The following is a 20175-nucleotide window of genomic DNA, read 5'->3' as shown; positions in this document are numbered from 1 at the left end:
GTGAATCAAGTTTGACGCTGATCTGTGTCAATATTTTGGCTAGATTCTTTCGCTATTAACTTTATGCCAAACTATTGACCTTCTGGGTGCCATCCTAAACAATCGTCCCACTAATGTCACATTGATATTTACCGGCGACTTGCCCTTGAGCATGTGATCCAGTTCCGGTTTTAAAATTTCCGACATACGGTCATACCGGTTGCCATCATCCGACGCAGCACCCTTGTTTGCTGTGATTCACGACAAGAAGTTCTGGGAAAATCCTCACCATGCGTTCGCCCCTGTTCAAGGCACTGCCTTTCGCTCTCGCCGCGTCTTTCGCACAAGCACAAACCCTGCCCGAAGCCATGCAACAGGCGCTGGATGTCCATCCGGAAATCCAGGCAGGGGTCAACAGTCGTTTGGCTGCGGATTATCAGTTAAAGGCTGCCAAAGGGGGATACCTGCCCAAGGTTGATCTGCTCGGTGGTTATGGCCGTGAAGGAACCGACAGCGTCACCACCCGCGCCAATGGCGGTGGCAATCACTGGGAAACCCTGAACCGTGGCGAGTCAAGTTTACGTCTGTCGCAAATGGTTTTTGACGGTTTTGCGACGTCCAGCGAAGTCGGGCGTCAACAAGCCACCGTCAACTCCCGCGCCTACGCCTTGCTCGGCACCTCCGAGCGTACTGCGCTGACGGTCGCCCAGGTTTACCTGGATGTGCTGACCCGTCGTGAGTTCGTGCGCCTGGCCGAGGAAAACCTCAAGAGCCACCAGCGCATCTACGACCAGATCCAGTTGCGTACCCAGCGCGGTGTCGGCAGCGGTGCCGACCTCGATCAGGCCGAAGCACGGATGGCCCAAGCCCGCAACAACCTGATCACCGAGCAGACCAACCTGGCCGACTCGGAAACCAACTTCCTCAGCGCCGTCGGCCAGATGCCCGATCAACTGGAGCGTCCGGCGCCGTTCATGGCGATGATGCCCGCCAACCTCAATGAAGCCCGCGCGCAGATGCTGGAAAACAGCCCGATCCTGCGTTCGGCCGAATCCGACATCGCCGCTGCCGAGAAGCAGTACGAAACCGCCAAGTCGACCTTCTATCCGCGTTTCGATGCCGAGCTGGGCCGCACCGCCGACAACGACCTGGACGGCCAGAACGGTCACAACAATGAATGGCAGGCGATGCTGCGCATGCGCTTCAATCTGTATTCCGGTGGCAGCAACAAGGCTGACCTGGAATCCAAGGCCTACCTGTCGAACCAGGCGCTGGACATCCGCAACAACGCCTTGCGTCAGTTGAACGAAGAGCTGGGCCTGGCCTGGAACGCCCTGAACAACGCCAACGCCCAGGTGCCGATCGCTCAGCAGTACGTCGATCACAGCACCGCGGTGCGCACCGCGTACCAGCGTCAGTTCAGTCTGGGCGAACGAACCCTGCTGGATTTGCTCGACAGTGAAAACGAACTGTTCACCGCTTCGCGCCGTCTGGCGGAGATCAAGAACATTCAGTTATTTACTCAATACCGAATCAAGGCGACCATGGGCGAGTTGCTCAAGAGCCAGGGAGTGGTCGCGCCGATGGCATCCGTTGTGCAGAACGACGTGAAGCCCAAGGTTCAACTGCCCGGGATGAATTGAGTTGTCCCTTTTCAACTGTTAAAGAGTGTCGAGCGTGGAATCAGAAGTCAGTCGAGTTCATCTCAGTCATGATCCACGCGCGATGCACGACGATCCGTTGCTGGATGGTCTGCTCGCTCTTTGCATGCTGCACCAGAAGCCTGCCAGTGCGGCGATGCTGACCACCGGCCTGCCGTTGCCCAAACAGCGCCTGAGCGTCGAACTGCTACCCCGTGCAGCCGCGCGCGCCGGCCTGCAGGGGCGGGTGCTGCAACGCAAGCTGGAAGAGATTCCGGCCATCGCCATGCCAGCGTTGTTGCTCCTCAAGGATGGCCGCAGTGCCGTCCTGTTGGGCTGGCAGGGTGAGAACGAAGCCCGGGTGCTGCTCAGCGAAACCGATGGCGGCGAATCACTTGTCAGCCGCGAACTGCTGGCCGACGATTACCTCGGCAAAGTGTTCTTTGCCCAGCCCCAGCACAAATTCGACGTCAACCACGGCACGCTGATTCCCCGTGCGCGTTCGTGGTTCCGCGACACCCTCAAGCGTTCACGCTGGCTGTACGCCGACGCCATCGCTGCGAGTTTCCTGATCAACATCATCGCCATGGCCGCGCCGCTGTTCGTGATGAACGTTTATGACCGCGTGGTGCCGAACCAGGCCGAAGCGACCCTTTGGGTGCTCGCACTGGGCATCACCGGTGCCTATCTGTTCGATCTGATCCTCAAGAGCCTGCGCAGTCTGTGCCTGGATCTGGCCGGCAAGAAAACCGACCTGATCATCTCCGCCACGCTGTTCGAACGCATCGTCGGCATGGCCATGAAGTACCGCCCGGCACGGGTCGGCAGCTTTGCCCAGAACATCCACGAGTTCCAGAGCCTGCGCGATTTCCTCGCCTCGCTGACCTTGACCAGCCTGATCGATCTGCCGTTCACCATTCTGATCTTCATTGTCATCGCCATTCTCGGCGGGCATCTGGTGTGGATTCCGGTGCTGGCCTTCCCGATTGCACTGCTGATCGGTTATGCGTTGCAGAAGCCGCTGGTGGCCACCATGGAGCGCACCATGGCGCTGGGTGCCGAGCGTCAGTCGAGCCTGATCGAGACCCTCGCCGGCCTCGACGCGGTGAAGGTCAATAACGCCGAAAGCGAACGCCAGTACCAATGGGAACAGACCATCGGCACCCTCAGCCGTCTCGAATTGCGGGTAAAGATGCTTTCCGGTCTGGCGATGAACATCACCTTGCTGATCCAGCAACTGGCCGGGGTGATCATGATTGTCTTCGGCGTGTACCAGATCATCGCCGGCAACCTGAGCATGGGCGGCCTGATCGCCTGCTACATGCTCAGCGGCCGGGCACTGAGCCCGCTGGCGTCGCTCTCCGGTCTGCTGACCCGTTACCAGCAGGCGCGAGTGACCATGACCTCGGTCGACCAGATGATGGAACTGCCGCAGGAGCGCAATTTCGAAGAGCGCCCGCTGAGCCGCAAGGTCCTGCAAGGCGCCATCGAATGCCGCCAACTCAGTTTTACCTATCCGGAGCAACAGAACCCGGCGTTGAAAAACATCAACCTGGTGATCCGTCCCGGCGAGAAGATAGGCATCATCGGTCGCAGTGGCTCGGGCAAAAGTTCGCTGGCCAAACTGCTGGTCGGCCTCTATCAGCCGGATGACGGCGCGTTGCTGGTGGACGGTGTCGACATCCGCCAGATCGATGTCAGCGAGCTGCGCTACAACATCGGCTACGTCCCCCAGGACATCCAGCTGCTGGCCGGTACTCTGCGCGACAACCTGATTTCCGGTGCCCGTTACGTCGAAGACGAGCTTGTCCTGCAAGCCGCCGAACTGGCTGGCGTCCACGAATTCGCCCGTCTGCACCCGCAGGGTTATGAACTGCAAGTCGGCGAGCGTGGGCAGAATCTGTCCGGCGGCCAGCGGCAGAACGTCGCCCTGGCGCGGGCGCTGCTGCTCAATCCGCCGATCCTGCTGCTCGATGAACCGACCAGCGCCATGGACAACACCGGCGAAGAACGCCTCAAGCAACGCCTGGCCGCCGTCGTTGAAAACAAGACCGTGGTGCTGGTGACGCACCGGGCATCGCTGCTGTCGCTGGTGGACCGCCTGCTGGTGGTGGACCGTGGGCAGATTCTCGCCGATGGCCCGAAAGCCGCCGTGATGGAAGCGTTGAAGAAGGGGCAGATCAGTGTTGCTTAAGTCGGGTTTCAAGGATTCGATCCGTCGCTATTTCAAAGGCTCTGCATCGTTGCAGGGCCAGCCGCTGCCGGAGGTCAACAAGGCCTTGATCGAAGACGCGCCGCGTGTGGTGCGGCTGACGATCTGGGCGATCATCGGCTTCTTCGTGTTCATGATGCTGTGGGCCAACTTCGCCGTGATCGACGAAGTGACCAAGGGCGACGGCAAGGCGATTCCGTCGTCGAAGATCCAGAAAATCCAGAACCTCGAGGGCGGGATCGTCTCCGAGCTGTTCGTCAAGGAAGGTCAGATCGTCGAGGCCGGCGCGCCGCTGATTCGGCTGGACGATACGCGGTTTGCCTCCAACGTCGGCGAAACCGAAGCCGATCGCCTGTCGATGCTGCTGCGGGTCGAGCGCCTGAGCGCCGAGGTCGATGACCGGCCGCTGAACTTCCCTGAGGATGTGCTCAAGGCGGTGCCGGGTCAGGCCAAGAGTGAAGAATCCCTATACATCAGCCGTCGTCAGCAACTGCACGACGAGGTCGGCGGCTTGCAGGAACAGTTGATCCAGCGTCAGCAGGAGCTGCGCGAATTCACCTCGAAGCAGGCGCAGTACCGCCAGCAACTCGGCCTGCAACGCCAGGAAATCAACATGTCCGAGCCGCTGGTGGCCCAGGGCGCGGTGTCACCGGTGGAAGTGTTGCGGCTCAAACGCGCCGAAGTGGAAACCCGGGGACAACTCGACGCCACCACCCTGGCGATTCCACGTGCCGAGTCGGCAATCAAGGAAGTGCAACGCAAGATCGACGAGACTCGCGGCAAGTTCCGCAGCGAAGCCCTGACCCAGCTCAACGAGGCCCGCACCGACCTGAACAAGGCCCAGGCCACCGGCAAGGCGCTGGAAGACCGCGTCAGCCGCACGCTCGTCACTTCGCCGGTGCGGGGCATCGTCAACAAGATGCTGGTCAACACCATCGGCGGGGTGATCCAGCCGGGCAGCGATCTGGTGGAAATCGTGCCGCTGGACGACACCCTGCTGGTCGAGGCAAAGATTCGCCCGCAGGACATCGCGTTCCTGCATCCTGGGCAGGAAGCCACGGTGAAATTCACCGCCTATGACTACACCATCTACGGTGGTCTGAAGGCCAAGCTGGAACAGATCGGCGCGGACACCATCACCGACGAAGACAAGAAAACCACTTACTACGTCATCAAGCTGCGTACCGAGCGCAGTCATCTCGGGACTGACGAGAAGCCGTTGTTGATCATCCCGGGGATGGTGGCGTCGGTGGACATCATCACCGGCAAGAAGACCGTGCTGAGCTATCTGCTCAAACCGATCATCCGGGCGCGGGCCGAGGCGTTGCACGAACGCTAGATCTTCATTGGTCTTTCGGTCCTCATCGCTGGCAAGTCGAATCGTCGCACCGCAGCTCCCACAGCGACCTGGGGTGGACACAAGCTTGTGTGTTTACCCGGAATCTGTGGGAGCTGGCTTGCCAGTGATGGCGTAAGTGAATTCGCCACTTTACGCACAGAAGTGACATAAATGGTCACTCACCATTCGGTCCATTCCGAAGCAATCGCCATATCGTTATGCATTAACGGTATTTAAATTAATTTTATTATATCTATAAAGTCAGCTTCCTGCGTACCTGCCGACCAATCGGCGCGCCGCACGACACGAACCCACACGCAATTCAGCGTGAGTTTCCGATCGACGCGCGTGCCCTTGAGCGTGCCGTGCGTGGGAGATTGATGATGTCCGCAGCTACTGCTACCCCAAGCGCCGCGACTGTCGCGCCGCAAGTCTTCGAGATTCGCCCGTTCAACGGTGCCGTCGGCGCCGAAATCATTGGCCTGGACCTGAGCCGCCCGGTCAACGACCAGGATTTCGCCCGTATTCATCGTGCGCACCTCGATCACCACGTCGTGGTGTTCCGCGACCAGCGCATCACCCCGCAACAGCAGATCGACTTCAGCCGTCGTTTCGGCGTGTTGCAGATCCATGTGCTCAAGCAATTCCTGCTGGCCAATCACCCGGAAATCCTCATCGTTTCCAACATCGTCGAGAACGGCCAGAACATCGGCCTCGGTGATGCCGGCAAGTTCTGGCACTCGGATCTGTCCTACAAAGAACTGCCGAGCCTCGGCTCGATGCTGCACGCCCAGGAGCTGCCGTCCGAAGGCGGCGACACCCTGTTTGCCGACATGCACAAAGCCTGGGACAGCCTGCCCGAGGCACTGCGTAACGCCGTCGAAGGCCGCTCGGCTGCGCATTCCTACACCGCGCGTTACAGCGAAACCAAATTCGAAGGTAACTGGCGCCCGACCCTGACCCCGGAGCAATTGGCTCAGGTCGCCGAAGTCGTGCACCCGGTGGTCCGCACCCATCCGGAAAACGGCCGCAAGGCGTTATTCGTCAGTGAAGGTTTCACCACCCGTATCGTCGGTCTGCCGGAAGACGAGAGCAAACAACTGCTCGACGAGCTCTACGCCCACAGCGTGCTGCCGCAGAACATCTATCGCCATCAATGGCAACCCCACGATCTGGTGTTCTGGGACAACCGTTCGCTGATCCACCTGGCCGCCGGCTGCCCTGCGCACCTGCGCCGCAAGCTGTATCGCACCACCATCCAGGGCGACGCGCCTTTCTGATTTGCCGGAGATCCGATCATGTCCAGACGTCTTCCATTCGCCCCGCTGGCGGCGGCCATCGGCCTCGGTTTCAGCCTGATCGCCGGCAGCCTAGTGGCGCCGGCCGCGGCCCACGCTGAAGGTGAAATTCGCATCGCCGAACAGTTCGGCATTGTTTATCTATTGCTCAATGTGGTGCGCGATCAGGGACTGATCGAGAAGTACGGCAAGCAGGAAGGTCTCGACATCAAGGTCGACTGGACCCAGTTGTCCGGCGGTGCGGCGGTCAACGATGCGCTGCTTTCCGATTCCATCGACATTGCCGGCGCCGGCGTCGGGCCGTTGCTGACGATCTGGGATCGCACCCACGGCAAGCAGAACGTCAAGGCCGTGGCTTCGCTCGGCAATTTCCCGTACTACCTCGTCAGCAACAATCCCAAGGTCAAAACCATTGCTGACTTCACCGACAAGGACCGCATTGCGGTGCCGGCGGTTGGCGTTTCGGTGCAGTCGCGCTTCCTGCAATACGCAGCGGCCAAGCAGTGGGGTGACAAGGAATTCAATCGCCTCGATAAATACACCATCGCCGTCCCGCACCCGGACGCCACCGCAGCCTTGATCGCCGGTGGCACCGAGCTGACCGGGCATTTTTCCAACCCGCCGTTCCAGGATCAGGCGCTGCAGAACCCGAACGTGCACGTCGTCCTCAATTCCTATGATGTGCTCGGGCCGAACTCGCCAACCGTGCTGTTCGCCACCGAGAAATTCCGCAACGAGAACCCCAAGACCTACAAGGCGTTCGTCGAAGCCCTGACTGAAGCCGCGCAATTTGCGCAGAACGATAAAGGCGCGGCGGCGGACACCTACCTGCGCGTGACCAAAGCCAAAATCGACCGCGCCGAGCTGCTGAAAATCATCGATAACCCGCAGTTCGAATTCAGCGTCACGCCGAAAAACACCTACCCCCTTGCCGAGTTCCTCTACCGCGTCGGCGCGATCAAGAACAAACCCGAATCGTGGAAGGACTACTTCTTCCAGGACGCCAGACCGCTGCAGGGGAGCTGATCGACATGAACGCCCCTTTGCAAGGCCACGCGGCCAGCAACCCGATCGCCACGGCGCAGACGTTGCTGGCGGTCGACCAGGTCAGCCTCGAATACCGTACGCCGCAGCGCGTCGTGCGCGCCACCCATCAGGTCAGTTTCGAGGTTGATCAGGAGGATCGCTTCGTACTGCTTGGCCCGTCCGGTTGCGGCAAGTCCACCTTGCTCAAGGCCGTCGCCGGGTTCATTGCGCCGTGCGAGGGCGAGATCCGCCTGCAAGACCAGCGCATCGACGCGCCGGGGCCGGACCGGATCGTGGTGTTTCAAGAGTTCGATCAACTGCCGCCGTGGAAAACCGTCAAACAGAACGTGATGTTTCCGCTGTTGGCTTCGCGCACGTTGAAGAAAAAGGATGCCGAAGAGCGTGCGCTGCATTACCTGGAAAAGGTCGGTCTGGCGGCATTCGCCGATGCCTATCCGCACACCTTGTCCGGCGGCATGAAAGCGCGGGTGGCGATTGCCCGGGCACTGGCGATGCAGCCGAAAATCCTGCTGATGGATGAACCGTTCGCCGCGCTGGACGCCCTGACCCGGCGCAAGATGCAGGAGGAGTTGCTGCGGCTCTGGGAGGAAGTGCGCTTCACCCTGCTGTTCGTCACTCACTCGATTGAAGAAGCGCTGGTGGTGGGCAATCGCATCCTGTTGCTGTCGCCGCACCCGGGTCGGGTGAGAGCGGAAGTGCACAGTCATCAATACGATCTGCACAGCCTCGGCGGCGTGGCGTTTCAGGAGTCGGCGCGGCGTATTCATCGGCTGCTGTTCGACGAAGGTCAATCACCGGAAACCGAGCACGAACACGATTTCAACGACATTCGCATCGCTTATTGAGCCACCCGGAGGATCGCCCGATGAGCCATTCATCGTCTGTACGTCAGGAATTCGAAAACCATCTGCAACCGTTGACCAGCGTGCCGGTGGAGCGCCAGTTGCCACTGGGCCAGCGCCTGTGGCAGCAAGGCTGGCTGCGCAAAAGCGTGATCCTGATTCTGCTGGCGGTGCTCTGGGAAATAGTGGCCCGGGTGCAGAACAACGACCTGCTGCTGCCGAGCTTTTTGCAGACCAGCCATGCGCTGTATGACGGCATGCTCAGCGGCGAACTGCCGGGCAAGGTATGGATCTCGCTGCAGGTGCTGCTCAAGGGTTACGTGATCGGCATCGTGCTGGCTTTTGCTCTGACCACGCTGGCCGTTTCGACTCAATCTGGCCGGGATCTGTTGAGTACGCTGACCTCGATGTTCAACCCGCTGCCGGCGATTGCCCTGTTGCCGCTGGCGTTGCTGTGGTTCGGCCTGGGGCAGAACAGCCTGATTTTCGTGCTGGTGCATTCGGTACTCTGGGCGCTGGCGCTGAATACTTACGCCGGGTTTCTCGGCGTTTCGGAAACCCTGCGCATGGCCGGGCGCAATTACGGTTTGAAGGGCATGCGCTTCGTACTGTTCATCCTGATCCCGGCGGCGCTGCCGTCGATCCTCGCCGGACTTAAGATCGGCTGGGCCTTCGCCTGGCGCACCCTGATCGCCGCCGAACTGGTGTTCGGTGCCACCAGCGGCAAGGGTGGCCTAGGCTGGTACATCTTCCAGAACCGCAACGAGCTGTACACCGACAAAGTGTTCGCTGGGCTGGCCGTGGTGATTCTCATCGGTCTGCTGGTGGAAAACCTGGTGTTCGACACGCTGGAACGGGTGACGGTGAAGCGCTGGGGCATGCAGCGCTGATTTTTTGATCTGCTAGCATTGCGTTCCGATCAATCCTGATCGGTTACGAGTGCTCAGCATGCAACTTCCGGACATGAACCTGTTGGTCGCCCTCGACGCCTTGCTCGACGAGGGCAGCGTGGTCGGCGCCGCGCGGCGGATGAATCTCAGCCCGGCGGCCATGAGCCGCACGCTGACGCGGATCCGCGAAGCCATTGGCGATCCGATTCTGGTACGCGCCGGTCGGGGATTGGTGCCGACACCCAAAGCGCTGGAGTTGCGTGAGCAGGTGCGTGATGTGGTCGAGCAGGCAGCGCTGCTGTTTCGCTCGGCAGATGCCGTGGAGCTGGGCACGTTGCGCCGACGCTTCAGCATTCGCGCCAACGATTTTTTCGTCGGTGTGTACGGCGGCAAACTGTTCGATACATTGGATCAACTGGCGCCGCACTGCGAGTTGCGCTTCGTTCCCGAGGGTGACGGTGACGATGAAGCGCTGCGAGAAGGGCGGATCGATCTGAGCGTCAGTAACACGCGCCCGGTGACCCCGGAAGTCAAAGTGCAGAACCTGTTTTCCACCCACTTCGTCGGTCTGGTGCGTGAAGATCACCCGTTGCTGGACGGCGAGATCACCGCCGAGCGTTATGCCGGGTTTTCCCATATCAGCATGTCCCGTCGCGGCATTGCCCGTGGCCCCATCGACACTGCACTGAATGCCCTGGGGCTGGAGCGACGGGTAGCGGTGATCGCGCCGAGTTTCCATGCGGCAATGTTCGCCCTGCCGGACTCCGATCTCATCCTGCCGGTGCCCAAGGAAGCGCTGCTTAGCATACGGCGGCTGGGCTTGAAACTGCGCTCGTTCAATCTGCCGATCCCGCTGCCGACGCTGATGCTGACCCAGGCCTGGCACCCGCGTTTCGACAAGGATCCGGCCCACCGCTGGCTGCGGGAAACCCTCAAGACCTGCTGCGACGAAACCTGGCTGGCGGCGCAGCCCTGACGATTGCGTCTGACGCACTTATAAGCTGCCGATAAGTCAATTTTCGTCAGTACCAAGCCTTACTAAGATGCTCCGGTATTTTTCCCTCCGGAGTTTGCCTGCATGACATCCCTGACGGTTACGGCGCCAATGGCCGCTGCCGCTCCGATGGCGGCCGCACCACCGGTGTTCGGAGCGCGGATCATCATCGGTCTAGTCGGCGTGTTGCTGGCAGTGCTGGTGTCGGGCCTCAACGAGATGGTGACCAAGGTCGCCCTAGCCGACATTCGCGGTGCGCTGAGCATCGGCTACGACGAAGGCACCTGGCTGGTTGCCGGTTACACCGCGACCTCGGTGGCCGCCATGGCGTTTGCACCGTGGTGTTCAGTGACCTTTTCCCTGCGCCGTTTCACCCTGTGCGCCATCGGTCTGTTCACCTTGCTCGGGGTGCTCTGCCCGTTCGCCCCGAACTACGAAAGCCTGCTGCTGATGCGCATCCTGCAGGGCCTGGCCGGCGGCGCGTTGCCGCCGATGCTGATGACAGTAGCCCTGCGGTTTCTACCGCCGAACTTCAAGCTTTACGGCCTCGCCGGTTACGCGCTGACGGCCACGTTCGGCCCCGGTCTCGGTACGCCGCTGGCCGGGTTGTGGACCGAATTTGTCGGCTGGCAGTGGACCTTCTGGCAAATCATCGTGCCGTGTCTGATCGCCATGGCGATGGTGGCGTACGGCATCCCTCAGGACCCGTTGCGTCTGGAGCGCTTCAAGACTTTCAACTGGAAAGGCCTGCTGCTGGGGTTTCCGGCGATCTGCATGCTGGTGATCGGCCTGTTGCAGGGCAATCGTCTGGACTGGTTCGAGTCGAACCTGATTTGCGCGCTGCTGGGTGCCGGCTCGCTGTTGCTGGTGGCGTTCATGATTCATGAATGGTCGCAGCCGATTCCATTTTTCAAGTTGCAGATGCTCGGCATTCGCAACCTGTCGTTCGCCCTGATGACCCTGGCCGGAGTGCTGGTGGTGTTGCTGGCGGTGGTGCTGATTCCTTCGAGCTATCTGGCTCAGGTGCAGGGTTATCGGCCGGTGCAGACCGCGCCGATCATGCTGCTGGCGGCGTTGCCGCAATTGATCGCGCTGCCGTTGGTGGCGGCGCTGTGCAATCTGCGTTGGGTCGACTGCCGCTGGGTGCTCGGCCTCGGGCTGAGCATGTTGGTGCTGTCCTGCCTGGGCGGATCGCAGCTGACTTCAGTGTGGATTCGCGACAATTTCTACGTCCTGCAATGGCTGCAGATTTTCGGCCAGCCGATGGCGGTGCTGCCGTTGCTGATGCTCTCCACCGGCAGCATCCAGCCCCAGGACGGCCCGTTCGCTTCGGCCTGGTTCAACACCGTGAAAGGCCTGGCGGCGGTGGTCGCCACCGGGGTGATCGAGGCATTGACCACGGCGCGCCTGCATTTTCACTCGACCATGCTGGTTGATCGCCTCGGCAATTCGCCGCTGGCCGCAAGCAACGACCCGGCACTCGCTCATCGCCTGCACGAACAGGCGGTGGTGCTGACTTCTTCGGATCTTTATCTGTGCATGGCTGGCGTCGCGGCGGCGCTGATCCTGCTGATTTTCTGGCTGCCGACGCGGATCTATCCGCCTCGTGCGCCGACCTGACTGAAACAGAAGGTTTTTTATGACGACTCAAGCAAAGCAAAAACTCGCAGTGGCCGTGGCGGCCGCGCTGGCGGTTGGCGTGCTGGTGTATCTGGCGATGCCCGGCCTGTTCGGCAAGCGTACCCAGCAGAACACCAACGACGCGTTCGTCTCCGCCGACTTCACCTTGGTAGTACCGCGTGTGGCGGGGTTCATCAAGGAAGTGCTGGTGGAAGACAACCAGCAGGTCAAGGCCGGGCAATTGCTGGCGCTGATCGATGACCGCGACCTGCGCGCCGCCGCCGAAGCCGCCGATGCGCACACCGTGGTTGCCCGTGCGCAGTTGCAGAACGCCAAAGCCACTTTGGAGCGGCAGACCTCAGTGATCGCTCAGGCGCAGGCATCGGTGGTTTCGGCCAAGGCTGAAATGGCTTTCGCCCAGCAGGAGTTGAACCGCTATGACCACTTGGCCGGCGTTGGTGCAGGCACCGTGCAAAACGCCCAGCAGGCACGCACTCGCATCGATCAGGCGACTGCGCGACTGGACACCGCCACGGCCAGACTGGCGGCGGAACGCAAACAGATCGAAATCCTCACGGCGCAGCGCGATGCCGCCGAAGGCAGCTTGAAGCAAGCTCAGGCGGCGCTGGAAATCGCCAGTTTCGAGCTGTCCTACACGCGCATCACTGCGCCCCAGGACGGCATGATCGGCGAGCGTGCCGTGCGGGTCGGTGCTTATGTGACGCCGGGCAGCAAATTGCTGGCGGTGGTGCCGTTGAAACAGGCTTATGTGGTGGCCAACTTCCAGGAAACCCAGCTCACCGACGTGCAACCGGGGCAGGATGTTGTCGTGCGGGTCGACAGTCTGGGTGGTGAAGCCTTGAGCGGTCGCGTCGAAAGCATTGCCCCGGCCACCGGCGTGACCTTCGCCGCCGTCAAACCGGACAACGCCACCGGCAACTTCACCAAAGTCGTGCAGCGGATTCCGGTGAAGATCCTGCTGGAGCCGGGCCAGCCATTGGCCGAGCGCCTGCGGGTGGGCATGTCGGTGGAGGCGAGCATCGATACCAAAAGCTCGGCAAGCTCGGTGCGCGAGGTGACGCAGCGATGAAACGCATTCAGTCCATGACGATGGTCCTGAGTCTTTCGGCGTTGACGGCGTGCACTGTCGGGCCGGACTTTCAGAAGCCCGAAGCCACCCGAATCGCCGAATGGGCAAAACCATCAAAACCCGCCCCGAGTCAGGCGGTCAGCGAACCCGTGAACGAACGCTGGTGGGAGGTCTTCCACGACGCGCAACTCTCAGCCCTGACCCAGCGTGCCGTGAGCAGCAACCTCGATCTGCAACTGGCCAGCAGCCGCCTGCTACAAAGCCGCGCCGCTCGCCAGGTGATCACTGCCGACCGCTATCCGACCACTGCCGCAACCGGCAGTTACGCCCGCAAACGCAACAGCGGTGAAGGTTTGAGCGATCCGTCCGGACACAACGGGGATTCTGCTTTCAACCTGTGGGACGCCGGTTTCTCCGCCTCCTGGGAGCTGGATTTCTGGGGCCGTGTGCGTCGGGAAACCGAGGCCGCCGATGCCAACCTCGAAGTCGCGGAAAACGACCGGCGCGGCGTGCTGTTGGCGGTACTCGCCGACACTGCGCAGAACTACATCCAGCTGCGCGGCGTGCAGAACACTCGCGTGGTCACCGAGCAGAACCTCGATGTCGCGCGACACAGCCTGAAACTCTCGCAACTGCGCCTCAATGACGGCGTGGCCACCGATCTCGATGTGGCCGAAGCGGCTGCGCAGGTGGCGGCCATCGAATCGCGGTTGCCGGCGCTGGAGCAGCGTCAGGCGCAACTGATCAACGCCATCAGCCTGTTGATGGGCGAACCGCCACAGGCGCTGGCCAAAGAGTTATCCACAGACGCGCCGGTGCCGCAGTCGCCGCTGGAAGTCGCCATCGGCCTGCCGTCGCAACTGGCCGAACGCCGTCCGGACATCCGCCGGGCAGAAGCCCGGTTGCACGCCGCCACTGCCAACATCGGTGTGGCCAAGGGCGATTTCTATCCGCGCATCACCTTGTCCGGCAACCTCGGCTCGCAAGCCATGCAGCTCAGTGATTTCGGCTCCTGGGGCTCACGGGCCTTCGGCATCGGCCCGCAATTCAGCCTGCCGCTGTTCGACGGCGGCCGCTTGCGCGGCGTGCTGCAACTGCGCGAAGCCCAGCAACAGGAGGCTGCCATCGGTTATCAACAGACCGTGCTGCGCGCCTGGCATGAAATCGACGACCAGTTGACCGCCTACAACGCCAGCCAGCGCCGCCGCGACAGCCTTGCCGAAGCCGTGCGCCAGAACCGGATCGCCCTGCGCACTGCGCAACAGCAATACGTCGAAGGCGTGGCTGACTTCGTCAACGTCCTGACCGTACAAGGCGCGCTGCTCGCGACCCAGGAACAATGGGTGGAAAGCTCCACCGGCGTTTCACTGGCGATGGTCGGGTTGTACCGGGCGTTGGGCGGGGGATGGGAGTCGGTGTATCCGGTGGGGGAGATGGCGCAGCGTTGATTCTCGCACCCGAATGATGGCCTTTCGCTTGACGCTAAACCCCGCTGTCGTAGACTCCGCTCATCCGTCAGGGAGTAGCGGTCATGCAGCGTTTTCGTGGTTGGGTTATCGGATTGGCCTTTGTAACGTGTGCAGTCCAGGCGCAAACGCCTGTGCCAGACGATCCTCTGCAGGATAACGTCGGCGCTGCCAATACCTCGGCCAGCAGCGAGGCGCGGGGCGTATTGCGGGCTCGGGATCAAGCGACGCTGGCCAGCGAGCTGTCCGGGCGAATCGTCGAGTTGCCGTTCAGCGAGGGCGAGTCATTCAAGAAGGGCGATACCCTGGCGAAGTTCGACTGTTCGGCCTATCAGGCCCAGTTGAATGCGGCGCAGGCCGCCAGTCGAGGTGCCGGTGAGGAACTGGCGCACAACCGGCAACTGGCGGCGCTCAACTCGGTCGGGCGTTTCGAAGTGGCCCGGGCCGAGGCCAAGGTCAGCGAAACCCAGGCGCAATCTCAGGTTTATCAGGTTCAGGTCAAGCGCTGCAGCGTGGTCGCGCCGTTCGACGGACAAGTGGTCGAGCGCAAGGTGCAGCGCTACGAAAGCGTGGCGGCCGGTGCGCCGCTGCTCGATGTGGTCGACAACCGTACCCTGGAAATTCATTTGCTGGTGCCTTCGCGCTGGATGGCGAAACTCAAGCCCGGCCAGACGTTCAGCTTCGTTCCCGATGAAACCGGGCAGCCGATCGACGCCACGGTCAAACGCCTGGGGGCACGGATCGATGAGGGCAGTCAGACGCTGTTGCTGGTAGCAACACTGCCCGAAGCCAAAGGCTTGCTCGCCGGCATGAGCGGCACGGCGCGTTTCCCGGAGCTCAAGTGAACGCCCCGGTGAGCGGCGGCGCCGAGCAGGTGTTCGCACGGTTTCTGGATCTCGAACGGCAGACCCGCGCTGCCCGCGATGCGTCGCAACTGGCCTACAGCCTGGTCAATGACGGGCAGTCGCTGTTCGGTTATCGCCATGCGGCGCTATTGATCGCCGGCAAGGTGCAGGCGGTCACCGGCGTCAGTGCCGTTGAGCCGAATGCGCCGTTCGTGGCCTTCGTCGAGCAGGCGGTGGCGCAGTTGTTCAAGCAGGATGTGTTGAAGGTGGCCCGTGTCATTTCGCCGGAAATGGTCAGCGAGTCGATCCAGAGCGACTGGCGCAGTCTGTCGGCGTTGCAGGTGTTCTGGCTGCCGCTGGTCGACCGCGAGGGTCAAGTGTTCGGCGGATTGTGGCTGGCACGCGACGTGCCGTGGAATCCTTCCGAACAAGTGCTGCTGTCGCAACTGGGCGACACCTACAGCCACGCCTGGCTGGCCTTGCAACCGCGCAAACCGTGGCGCCTGCGCTGGACCCGCAAACGCCAGGTGGCGCTGGTCGCTGTGCTGTTGCTCGGTTTGTTGATTCCGGTGCGCCAGTCGGTGCTGGCCCCGGCTGAAGTGGTCCCGCTGGGCGGGCGTGTGGTGGCGGCGCCGCTGGACGGGGTGATCGCCGAGTTTTTGGTCAAACCCAATCAGAGCGTGAAAACCGGTGATCTGTTGCTGCGCTTCGAAAGCACCACGCTCAAGGCCCAGGCCGATGTCGCCGAGCGTGCGCTCGGCGTGGCCGAAGCCGAACTCAAAGCCAACGCCCAGCGCGCTTTCGCCGATGCCGAGTCCAGCTCACGGGTGGATCTTCTGGCGGCCCGGGTCGAGCAGAAACGCGCCGAACGGGACTACGCCCGGGAATTGCTCAACCGCAGCGAAGTGCGCGCCGAGCGTGACGGCATTGCGGTGTTCGCCGATGCCGAGCGCCTGACCGGCAAACCGGTGCAGACCGGCGAGCGACTGATGGAAATTGCCGACCCGAACCAGGCCGAACTGCGTATCGAACTGGCGGTGGGCGACGCGATTGCGTTGGAACCGGGTGCCGATATTGCGCTGTTCCTCGACAGCGATCCGTTGCAACGCCACGTCGCCAGACTTGAACGCTCCGCCTACGAGGCGCAACCCACCGCCGGCGGTCAACTGGCTTATCGACTGGATGCCAGCTTCACCGACGTACCGCCGCGCATCGGTCTGCGTGGCACGGCGAAGATCTTCGGTGACCGCGCGCCGCTGGCGCTGTATCTGCTGCGTCGGCCATTGGCCGGTTTGCGTCAGAGTGTGGGCCTGTAGATGAATCTGCCGAGCCTGCGTGCCGACCTGCAACTGTCGCCCGCGGCGCCGGCACTGGACGGTTCGCCGCGCTGGACCCTGGCCGATCCGGTGCGCGGTCGCTATTTCAAACTGGGTGCGGCGGCGATGCGCCTGTTGCGCCACTGGTCCCTGGGCGACCCCGAGCAAGTGCTGCGCGCCGCCAATCGCGAGCCTGGCCTGCCGCTGGATGGCGTCGAACTGGAGCAACTGCTGACGTTTCTGCGCGGGCATGACCTGATCAGCGCCCTCGACGATCAGCAACGCGCCAGCTACCCGCTCAAGGCCCTCGCACAACGCCAGAGCCTGTGGAAAATCCTGCTGCATCAATATCTGTTTTTCCGGATCCCGTTGTGGCGGCCGGACGCGTTTCTGAATCGGGTGTGGCCGTGGCTACAGCGCTTTGGCCCCAACATCCTGCGCTACGGCTTTCCGGCGACCCTGGGACTGGGGGTGTTTCTGGTATCGCGGGACTGGCAGCGCTTCGTCGGCACCTTCCCCCACCTGTTCAGCCTCGGCGGGGCGATTTCGTTCGGTGTGGCGTTGTTCTTTGCCAAGCTCTGCCACGAATTCGGCCACGCCTTCATGGCCAAACGCGCAGGGTGTCGGGTGCAGAGCATGGGCGTGGCGTTCATGGTCTTGCTGCCGATGTTCTACACCGACGTCAGCGATGCCTGGCGAGTCAACGACCGGCGTGCGCGGCTGCTGATCGGCGCCGGCGGGGTGCTGGCGGAATTGCTGCTGGCGTGCATCGCCTTGCTGGTCTGGTCGCTGCTGCCGGATGGTCCGGCGCGCACGGCGGCGTTCATGCTTGCCAGTGCGACCTGGATCACCACGCTGGTGGTCAACCTCAACCCGTTCATGCGTTTCGATGGTTACTTTCTGCTCAGCGATCTGTGGGAAGTCGACAACCTTCAGGGCCGGGCATTTGCCTTCTGTCGCTGGCGCCTGCGTGAGTTTTTGTTCGGCTATGGCGCTCCCGCGCCGGAGCCTTGGTCGCCGGCGATGCAGCGGCGTTTGCTGATCTGGGGGTATGGCTCGTGGTTATGGCGTGCGGCGTTGTTTTTCGGGATCGCGCTGGCGGTCTATCACCTGTTCTTCAAGGTGTTGGGGATCTTCCTGATGCTGGTGGAACTGGTGTGGTTCATCTTTCTGCCGATCATGAGTGAGTGGCGCCAGTGGTGGAGCCGCCGCGAACAGGCTCACGGCCCGCGCGCGCTGCTCAGCAGCCTGGCGGTGCTTGGTCTGCTGCTGGTGCTGATCGTGCCTTGGCGCAGTGCCGTCGAATTGCCGACGATGCTCGAGGGTGGTCGGGCCAGTGCGCTGCATGCACCGATGGCGGCACGGATCAAAACCGTGAAGGTCGTGGACGGCCAGACTGTCGCTCAGGGAGATGTGCTGATCGAACTGGAGTCGCCGGACCTGGATTCGCGGCAGGCCATCGTCCGCCGGGAAATCCAGATTCAACAATTGCTGATGCGCCGTCAGGCCGGCCGCAGCGAAACCGCCGCCGACGCCGGTATCGTCGAGCAGCGACTGGCCGAAGCCGTGGCGGAATACCGTGGCCTGAGTGCCCGTCGTGAACGCCTGCTGCTGCGGGCGCCTCATGCCGGCACGGTGCGTGATGTGCTGCCGAACCTCACGCCGGGCCGCTGGCTGTCGAGCAAGGATGCGTTGGTGCGGGTGGTCGAGGATGGCTCGCGACTGCGTGGTTATGTGGCCGAAGCCGAACTGTGGCGGGTCAAACCGGGCGCCACCGGGCGGTTTATCGCCGATGACCCGATGCACCCGGCGATCACCGTGAAACTCGATGAAATCGATACCAATGGCGTGGCCTATGTCGATCAGGAAGCCCTGACCTCCGATCATCACGGTCCGATCGCCGTGCGCCGCGACCAACAGCAACGGGCGGAGCCGATGCAGGCGCAATACGGTGCGCGATTGACTACGCTGGATCAGCCATCGACACCGGCGCAGCCATTGCGCGGCGTGGTGGTGTTGCAGGGCAGCGGTGAATCGGTGCTTGGGGTGGCCTGGCGACGGCTGGCGGCGCTGGGGGTCAGGGAAAGCGGTTTCTAGGGAGCATGGAGATGACGGAAAACCTGGCAGCAGACGGATTGGTGGTGCGGCCTTCGCGGGCGACCGACGGCCCCTTTCTGCAAAGCCTGTATCAATCGGCGCGGCCTGATCTGCAATGGATCGACGGCGAGCAGGAACAGGTGCAGCAAATCGTTGCCCAGCAGTTTCAGGTGCAGGAGCAGGGCATGGGTGAAAACCACCCCAACGCGATGCACTACGTCGTGGAAAAACTCGGCACGGCCATCGGCGCGCTGAGCACCGACTTCGGACCCAATGAGATCCGTGTGTTGTACATCGCCTTCATCCCCCAGGCGCGGGGCAAGGGCTACGGTCGCGTGGTACTGCAAGGCGTGCAAAAGGCCGCACAACAGGTGCGCTGCCCGGTGGCGACGGTGGTCTGGGCCAATAATCCCCATGCGCGCCAGCATTACCTGGCGCTGGGGTTTGCGGTGGAGGAGCGCAATCCGGCGGCGGAGCGGTTGGTCTGGTATCCGCAGTAGTCCGGCATCAGTTGAATGAAATGCAGAAATACCCCAACTGCGAATCCCGCCCCATCGCCGGTACCCGGGACACGAAAATATCCTCCACCCGGCCGAACTCCGGCAGCTCCAGTGCGCACAGACCGTCGACAAACTCGGTCGGCTCCAGGCTGTTGAATTCGAGGCAGAAGGGCATGCGTTCGCTGTAGCGCATTTTTGCCGACGGGACCTCTTCGAGGTGGGCGAGGAGAATCGGCAGCGCCGTGCCATCCGGCAGGTGCAGTGTGTGTTGTTGCCCCAGCAACGGCTGGAGGTGTTCGATCTGAACCGATTGCAGCATGGTCTGACTCCAGAGAGAAAACGCAACGTCCGGGGGCTCGGGGCCCCCGGACGATCACTCAGTTGCGCGACGGGAAGAGGCCGTTCAGGGCAACGCTGAAGTTGAGCACCAGGAAAGGGTTCATGATGCCCAGCGGCTGGCTGCCGCCGGTGGACGAAATGTCTCCGGTGACGGTGGTGGTCAGGCCTTTGATCGGCACTGGCGTGGCGCCCTGGGCGTCGGAATAGATGTTCGCCGAGCCAGGGCCGCCGCCGGAGGCGCCGATGTAGGAATTGGTGGCGGTCGGTACGGTCGCCGGATTGCTTGCCGGAACGGCCAGTTGCAACGCGGTGTTGGCGCTCAGACCGGTCATCGCGTGGGTGTGGTTGGGCATGTTGGCAATGGTGGCGGTGACGCTCTCGGTACCGGCCACCTGGCCGATGACGCGCGGCGTCAGGCCCAGACCGTTACCCTGGGCCATTGGCACGCGCCCCTGCAGGTTGGGCAACTGAAAGTTGGTCGTGCCGTTGCCGCCGTAGTAGGTGCCCAGCAACGCGAACAGCGCGTTGTATTGTGCAATGGACAGGGTCTGTCCATTGCACAGGGCCCAGCCGTTGGGGGCGAAGTTGAAGGCGAACGGTTGAATCGTACCCATAAAGACTTCCATGGTTCCTCATCCTTCTGTTATGTGGTTGGCGCGCC

At 62.2% G+C, this 20175-nt stretch carries 17 protein-coding genes; 15 read left to right on the top strand and 2 right to left on the bottom strand.

What is annotated here, in order from left to right:
- Positions 1-269 precede the first annotated feature (269 nt).
- The 15 genes from ACK6BI_RS07100 (at position 270) to ACK6BI_RS07030 (ending at position 19175) form a co-directional block, all read left to right on the top strand.
- On the top strand, positions 270-1622 hold the full coding sequence (locus ACK6BI_RS07100) for a TolC family outer membrane protein (RefSeq protein ID WP_260521721.1): 1353 nt from the start codon (positions 270-272) through the stop codon (positions 1620-1622).
- Positions 1623-1656: 34 nt separating this feature from the next.
- Positions 1657-3813 (top strand): type I secretion system permease/ATPase, encoded by a 2157-nt coding sequence (locus tag ACK6BI_RS07095; RefSeq protein WP_065258111.1) that lies wholly within the window; start codon positions 1657-1659, stop codon positions 3811-3813.
- Positions 3803-5170 (top strand): HlyD family type I secretion periplasmic adaptor subunit, encoded by a 1368-nt coding sequence (locus ACK6BI_RS07090; RefSeq protein WP_065258110.1) that lies wholly within the window; start codon positions 3803-3805, stop codon positions 5168-5170. The genes ACK6BI_RS07095 and ACK6BI_RS07090 overlap by 11 nt, the downstream gene beginning before the upstream one ends.
- 383 nt (positions 5171-5553) lie before the next feature.
- Positions 5554-6450 carry a TauD/TfdA dioxygenase family protein gene (locus ACK6BI_RS07085; protein WP_409316488.1) on the top strand — a complete coding sequence of 299 codons (897 nt, stop codon included), beginning with the start codon at positions 5554-5556 and terminating at the stop codon, positions 6448-6450.
- 18 nt (positions 6451-6468) lie between these two features.
- Positions 6469-7494, top strand: a complete 1026-nt coding sequence (locus tag ACK6BI_RS07080; RefSeq protein WP_409316487.1) for an ABC transporter substrate-binding protein — start codon at positions 6469-6471, stop codon at positions 7492-7494.
- 5 nt (positions 7495-7499) lie between these two features.
- Positions 7500-8360, top strand: a complete 861-nt coding sequence (locus tag ACK6BI_RS07075; protein ID WP_409316486.1) for an ABC transporter ATP-binding protein — start codon at positions 7500-7502, stop codon at positions 8358-8360.
- A 20-nt stretch (positions 8361-8380) separates the two neighbouring features.
- Positions 8381-9247, top strand: a complete 867-nt coding sequence (locus ACK6BI_RS07070; protein WP_409316485.1) for an ABC transporter permease — start codon at positions 8381-8383, stop codon at positions 9245-9247.
- A gap of 58 nt (positions 9248-9305) precedes the next feature.
- The gene (locus tag ACK6BI_RS07065; RefSeq protein WP_409316484.1) at positions 9306-10223 is read left to right on the top strand and encodes a LysR family transcriptional regulator; all 918 of its coding nucleotides are present in this window, start codon (positions 9306-9308) and stop codon (positions 10221-10223) included.
- 102 nt (positions 10224-10325) lie between these two features.
- A complete protein-coding gene (locus tag ACK6BI_RS07060) occupies positions 10326-11861 on the top strand; it encodes an MFS transporter (RefSeq protein WP_409316483.1) in 1536 nt (511 codons plus the stop codon).
- A 19-nt stretch (positions 11862-11880) separates the two neighbouring features.
- The gene (locus ACK6BI_RS07055) at positions 11881-12951 is read left to right on the top strand and encodes an HlyD family secretion protein (protein WP_409316482.1); all 1071 of its coding nucleotides are present in this window, start codon (positions 11881-11883) and stop codon (positions 12949-12951) included.
- Positions 12948-14399, top strand: coding sequence for an efflux transporter outer membrane subunit (locus ACK6BI_RS07050; protein ID WP_409316481.1), 1452 nt, complete (start codon positions 12948-12950; stop codon positions 14397-14399). Before ACK6BI_RS07055 ends, ACK6BI_RS07050 begins: the two co-directional genes overlap by 4 nt.
- Positions 14400-14482: 83 nt before the next feature.
- Positions 14483-15262: an efflux RND transporter periplasmic adaptor subunit gene (locus tag ACK6BI_RS07045; RefSeq protein WP_409316480.1), complete on the top strand. Its 780-nt coding sequence runs from the start codon at positions 14483-14485 to the stop codon at positions 15260-15262.
- Positions 15259-16578: an efflux RND transporter periplasmic adaptor subunit gene (locus ACK6BI_RS07040; protein WP_409316479.1), complete on the top strand. Its 1320-nt coding sequence runs from the start codon at positions 15259-15261 to the stop codon at positions 16576-16578. Before ACK6BI_RS07045 ends, ACK6BI_RS07040 begins: the two co-directional genes overlap by 4 nt.
- Positions 16579-18675: a biotin/lipoyl-binding protein gene (locus ACK6BI_RS07035; RefSeq protein WP_409316478.1), complete on the top strand. Its 2097-nt coding sequence runs from the start codon at positions 16579-16581 to the stop codon at positions 18673-18675.
- 11 nt (positions 18676-18686) lie between these two features.
- On the top strand, positions 18687-19175 hold the full coding sequence (locus ACK6BI_RS07030) for a GNAT family N-acetyltransferase (protein WP_409316477.1): 489 nt from the start codon (positions 18687-18689) through the stop codon (positions 19173-19175).
- Between the two features lie 7 nt (positions 19176-19182).
- Here ACK6BI_RS07030 and ACK6BI_RS07025 read toward each other — a convergent pair whose 3' ends face one another.
- Positions 19183-19494, bottom strand: coding sequence for a DUF6916 family protein (locus ACK6BI_RS07025; protein WP_409316476.1), 312 nt, complete (start codon positions 19492-19494; stop codon positions 19183-19185).
- Between the two features lie 58 nt (positions 19495-19552).
- Positions 19553-20140: a phage tail protein gene (locus ACK6BI_RS07020; protein WP_065258091.1), complete on the bottom strand. Its 588-nt coding sequence runs from the start codon at positions 20138-20140 to the stop codon at positions 19553-19555.
- Positions 20141-20175: the final 35 nt, after the last annotated feature.

The organism is Pseudomonas sp. KCJK9016 (genome assembly GCF_046231795.1).
GTDB classification, from domain to species: Bacteria; Pseudomonadota; Gammaproteobacteria; order Pseudomonadales; family Pseudomonadaceae; genus Aquipseudomonas; species Aquipseudomonas bananamidigenes.
This window is presented reverse-complemented; position numbering and strand designations above follow the sequence as displayed.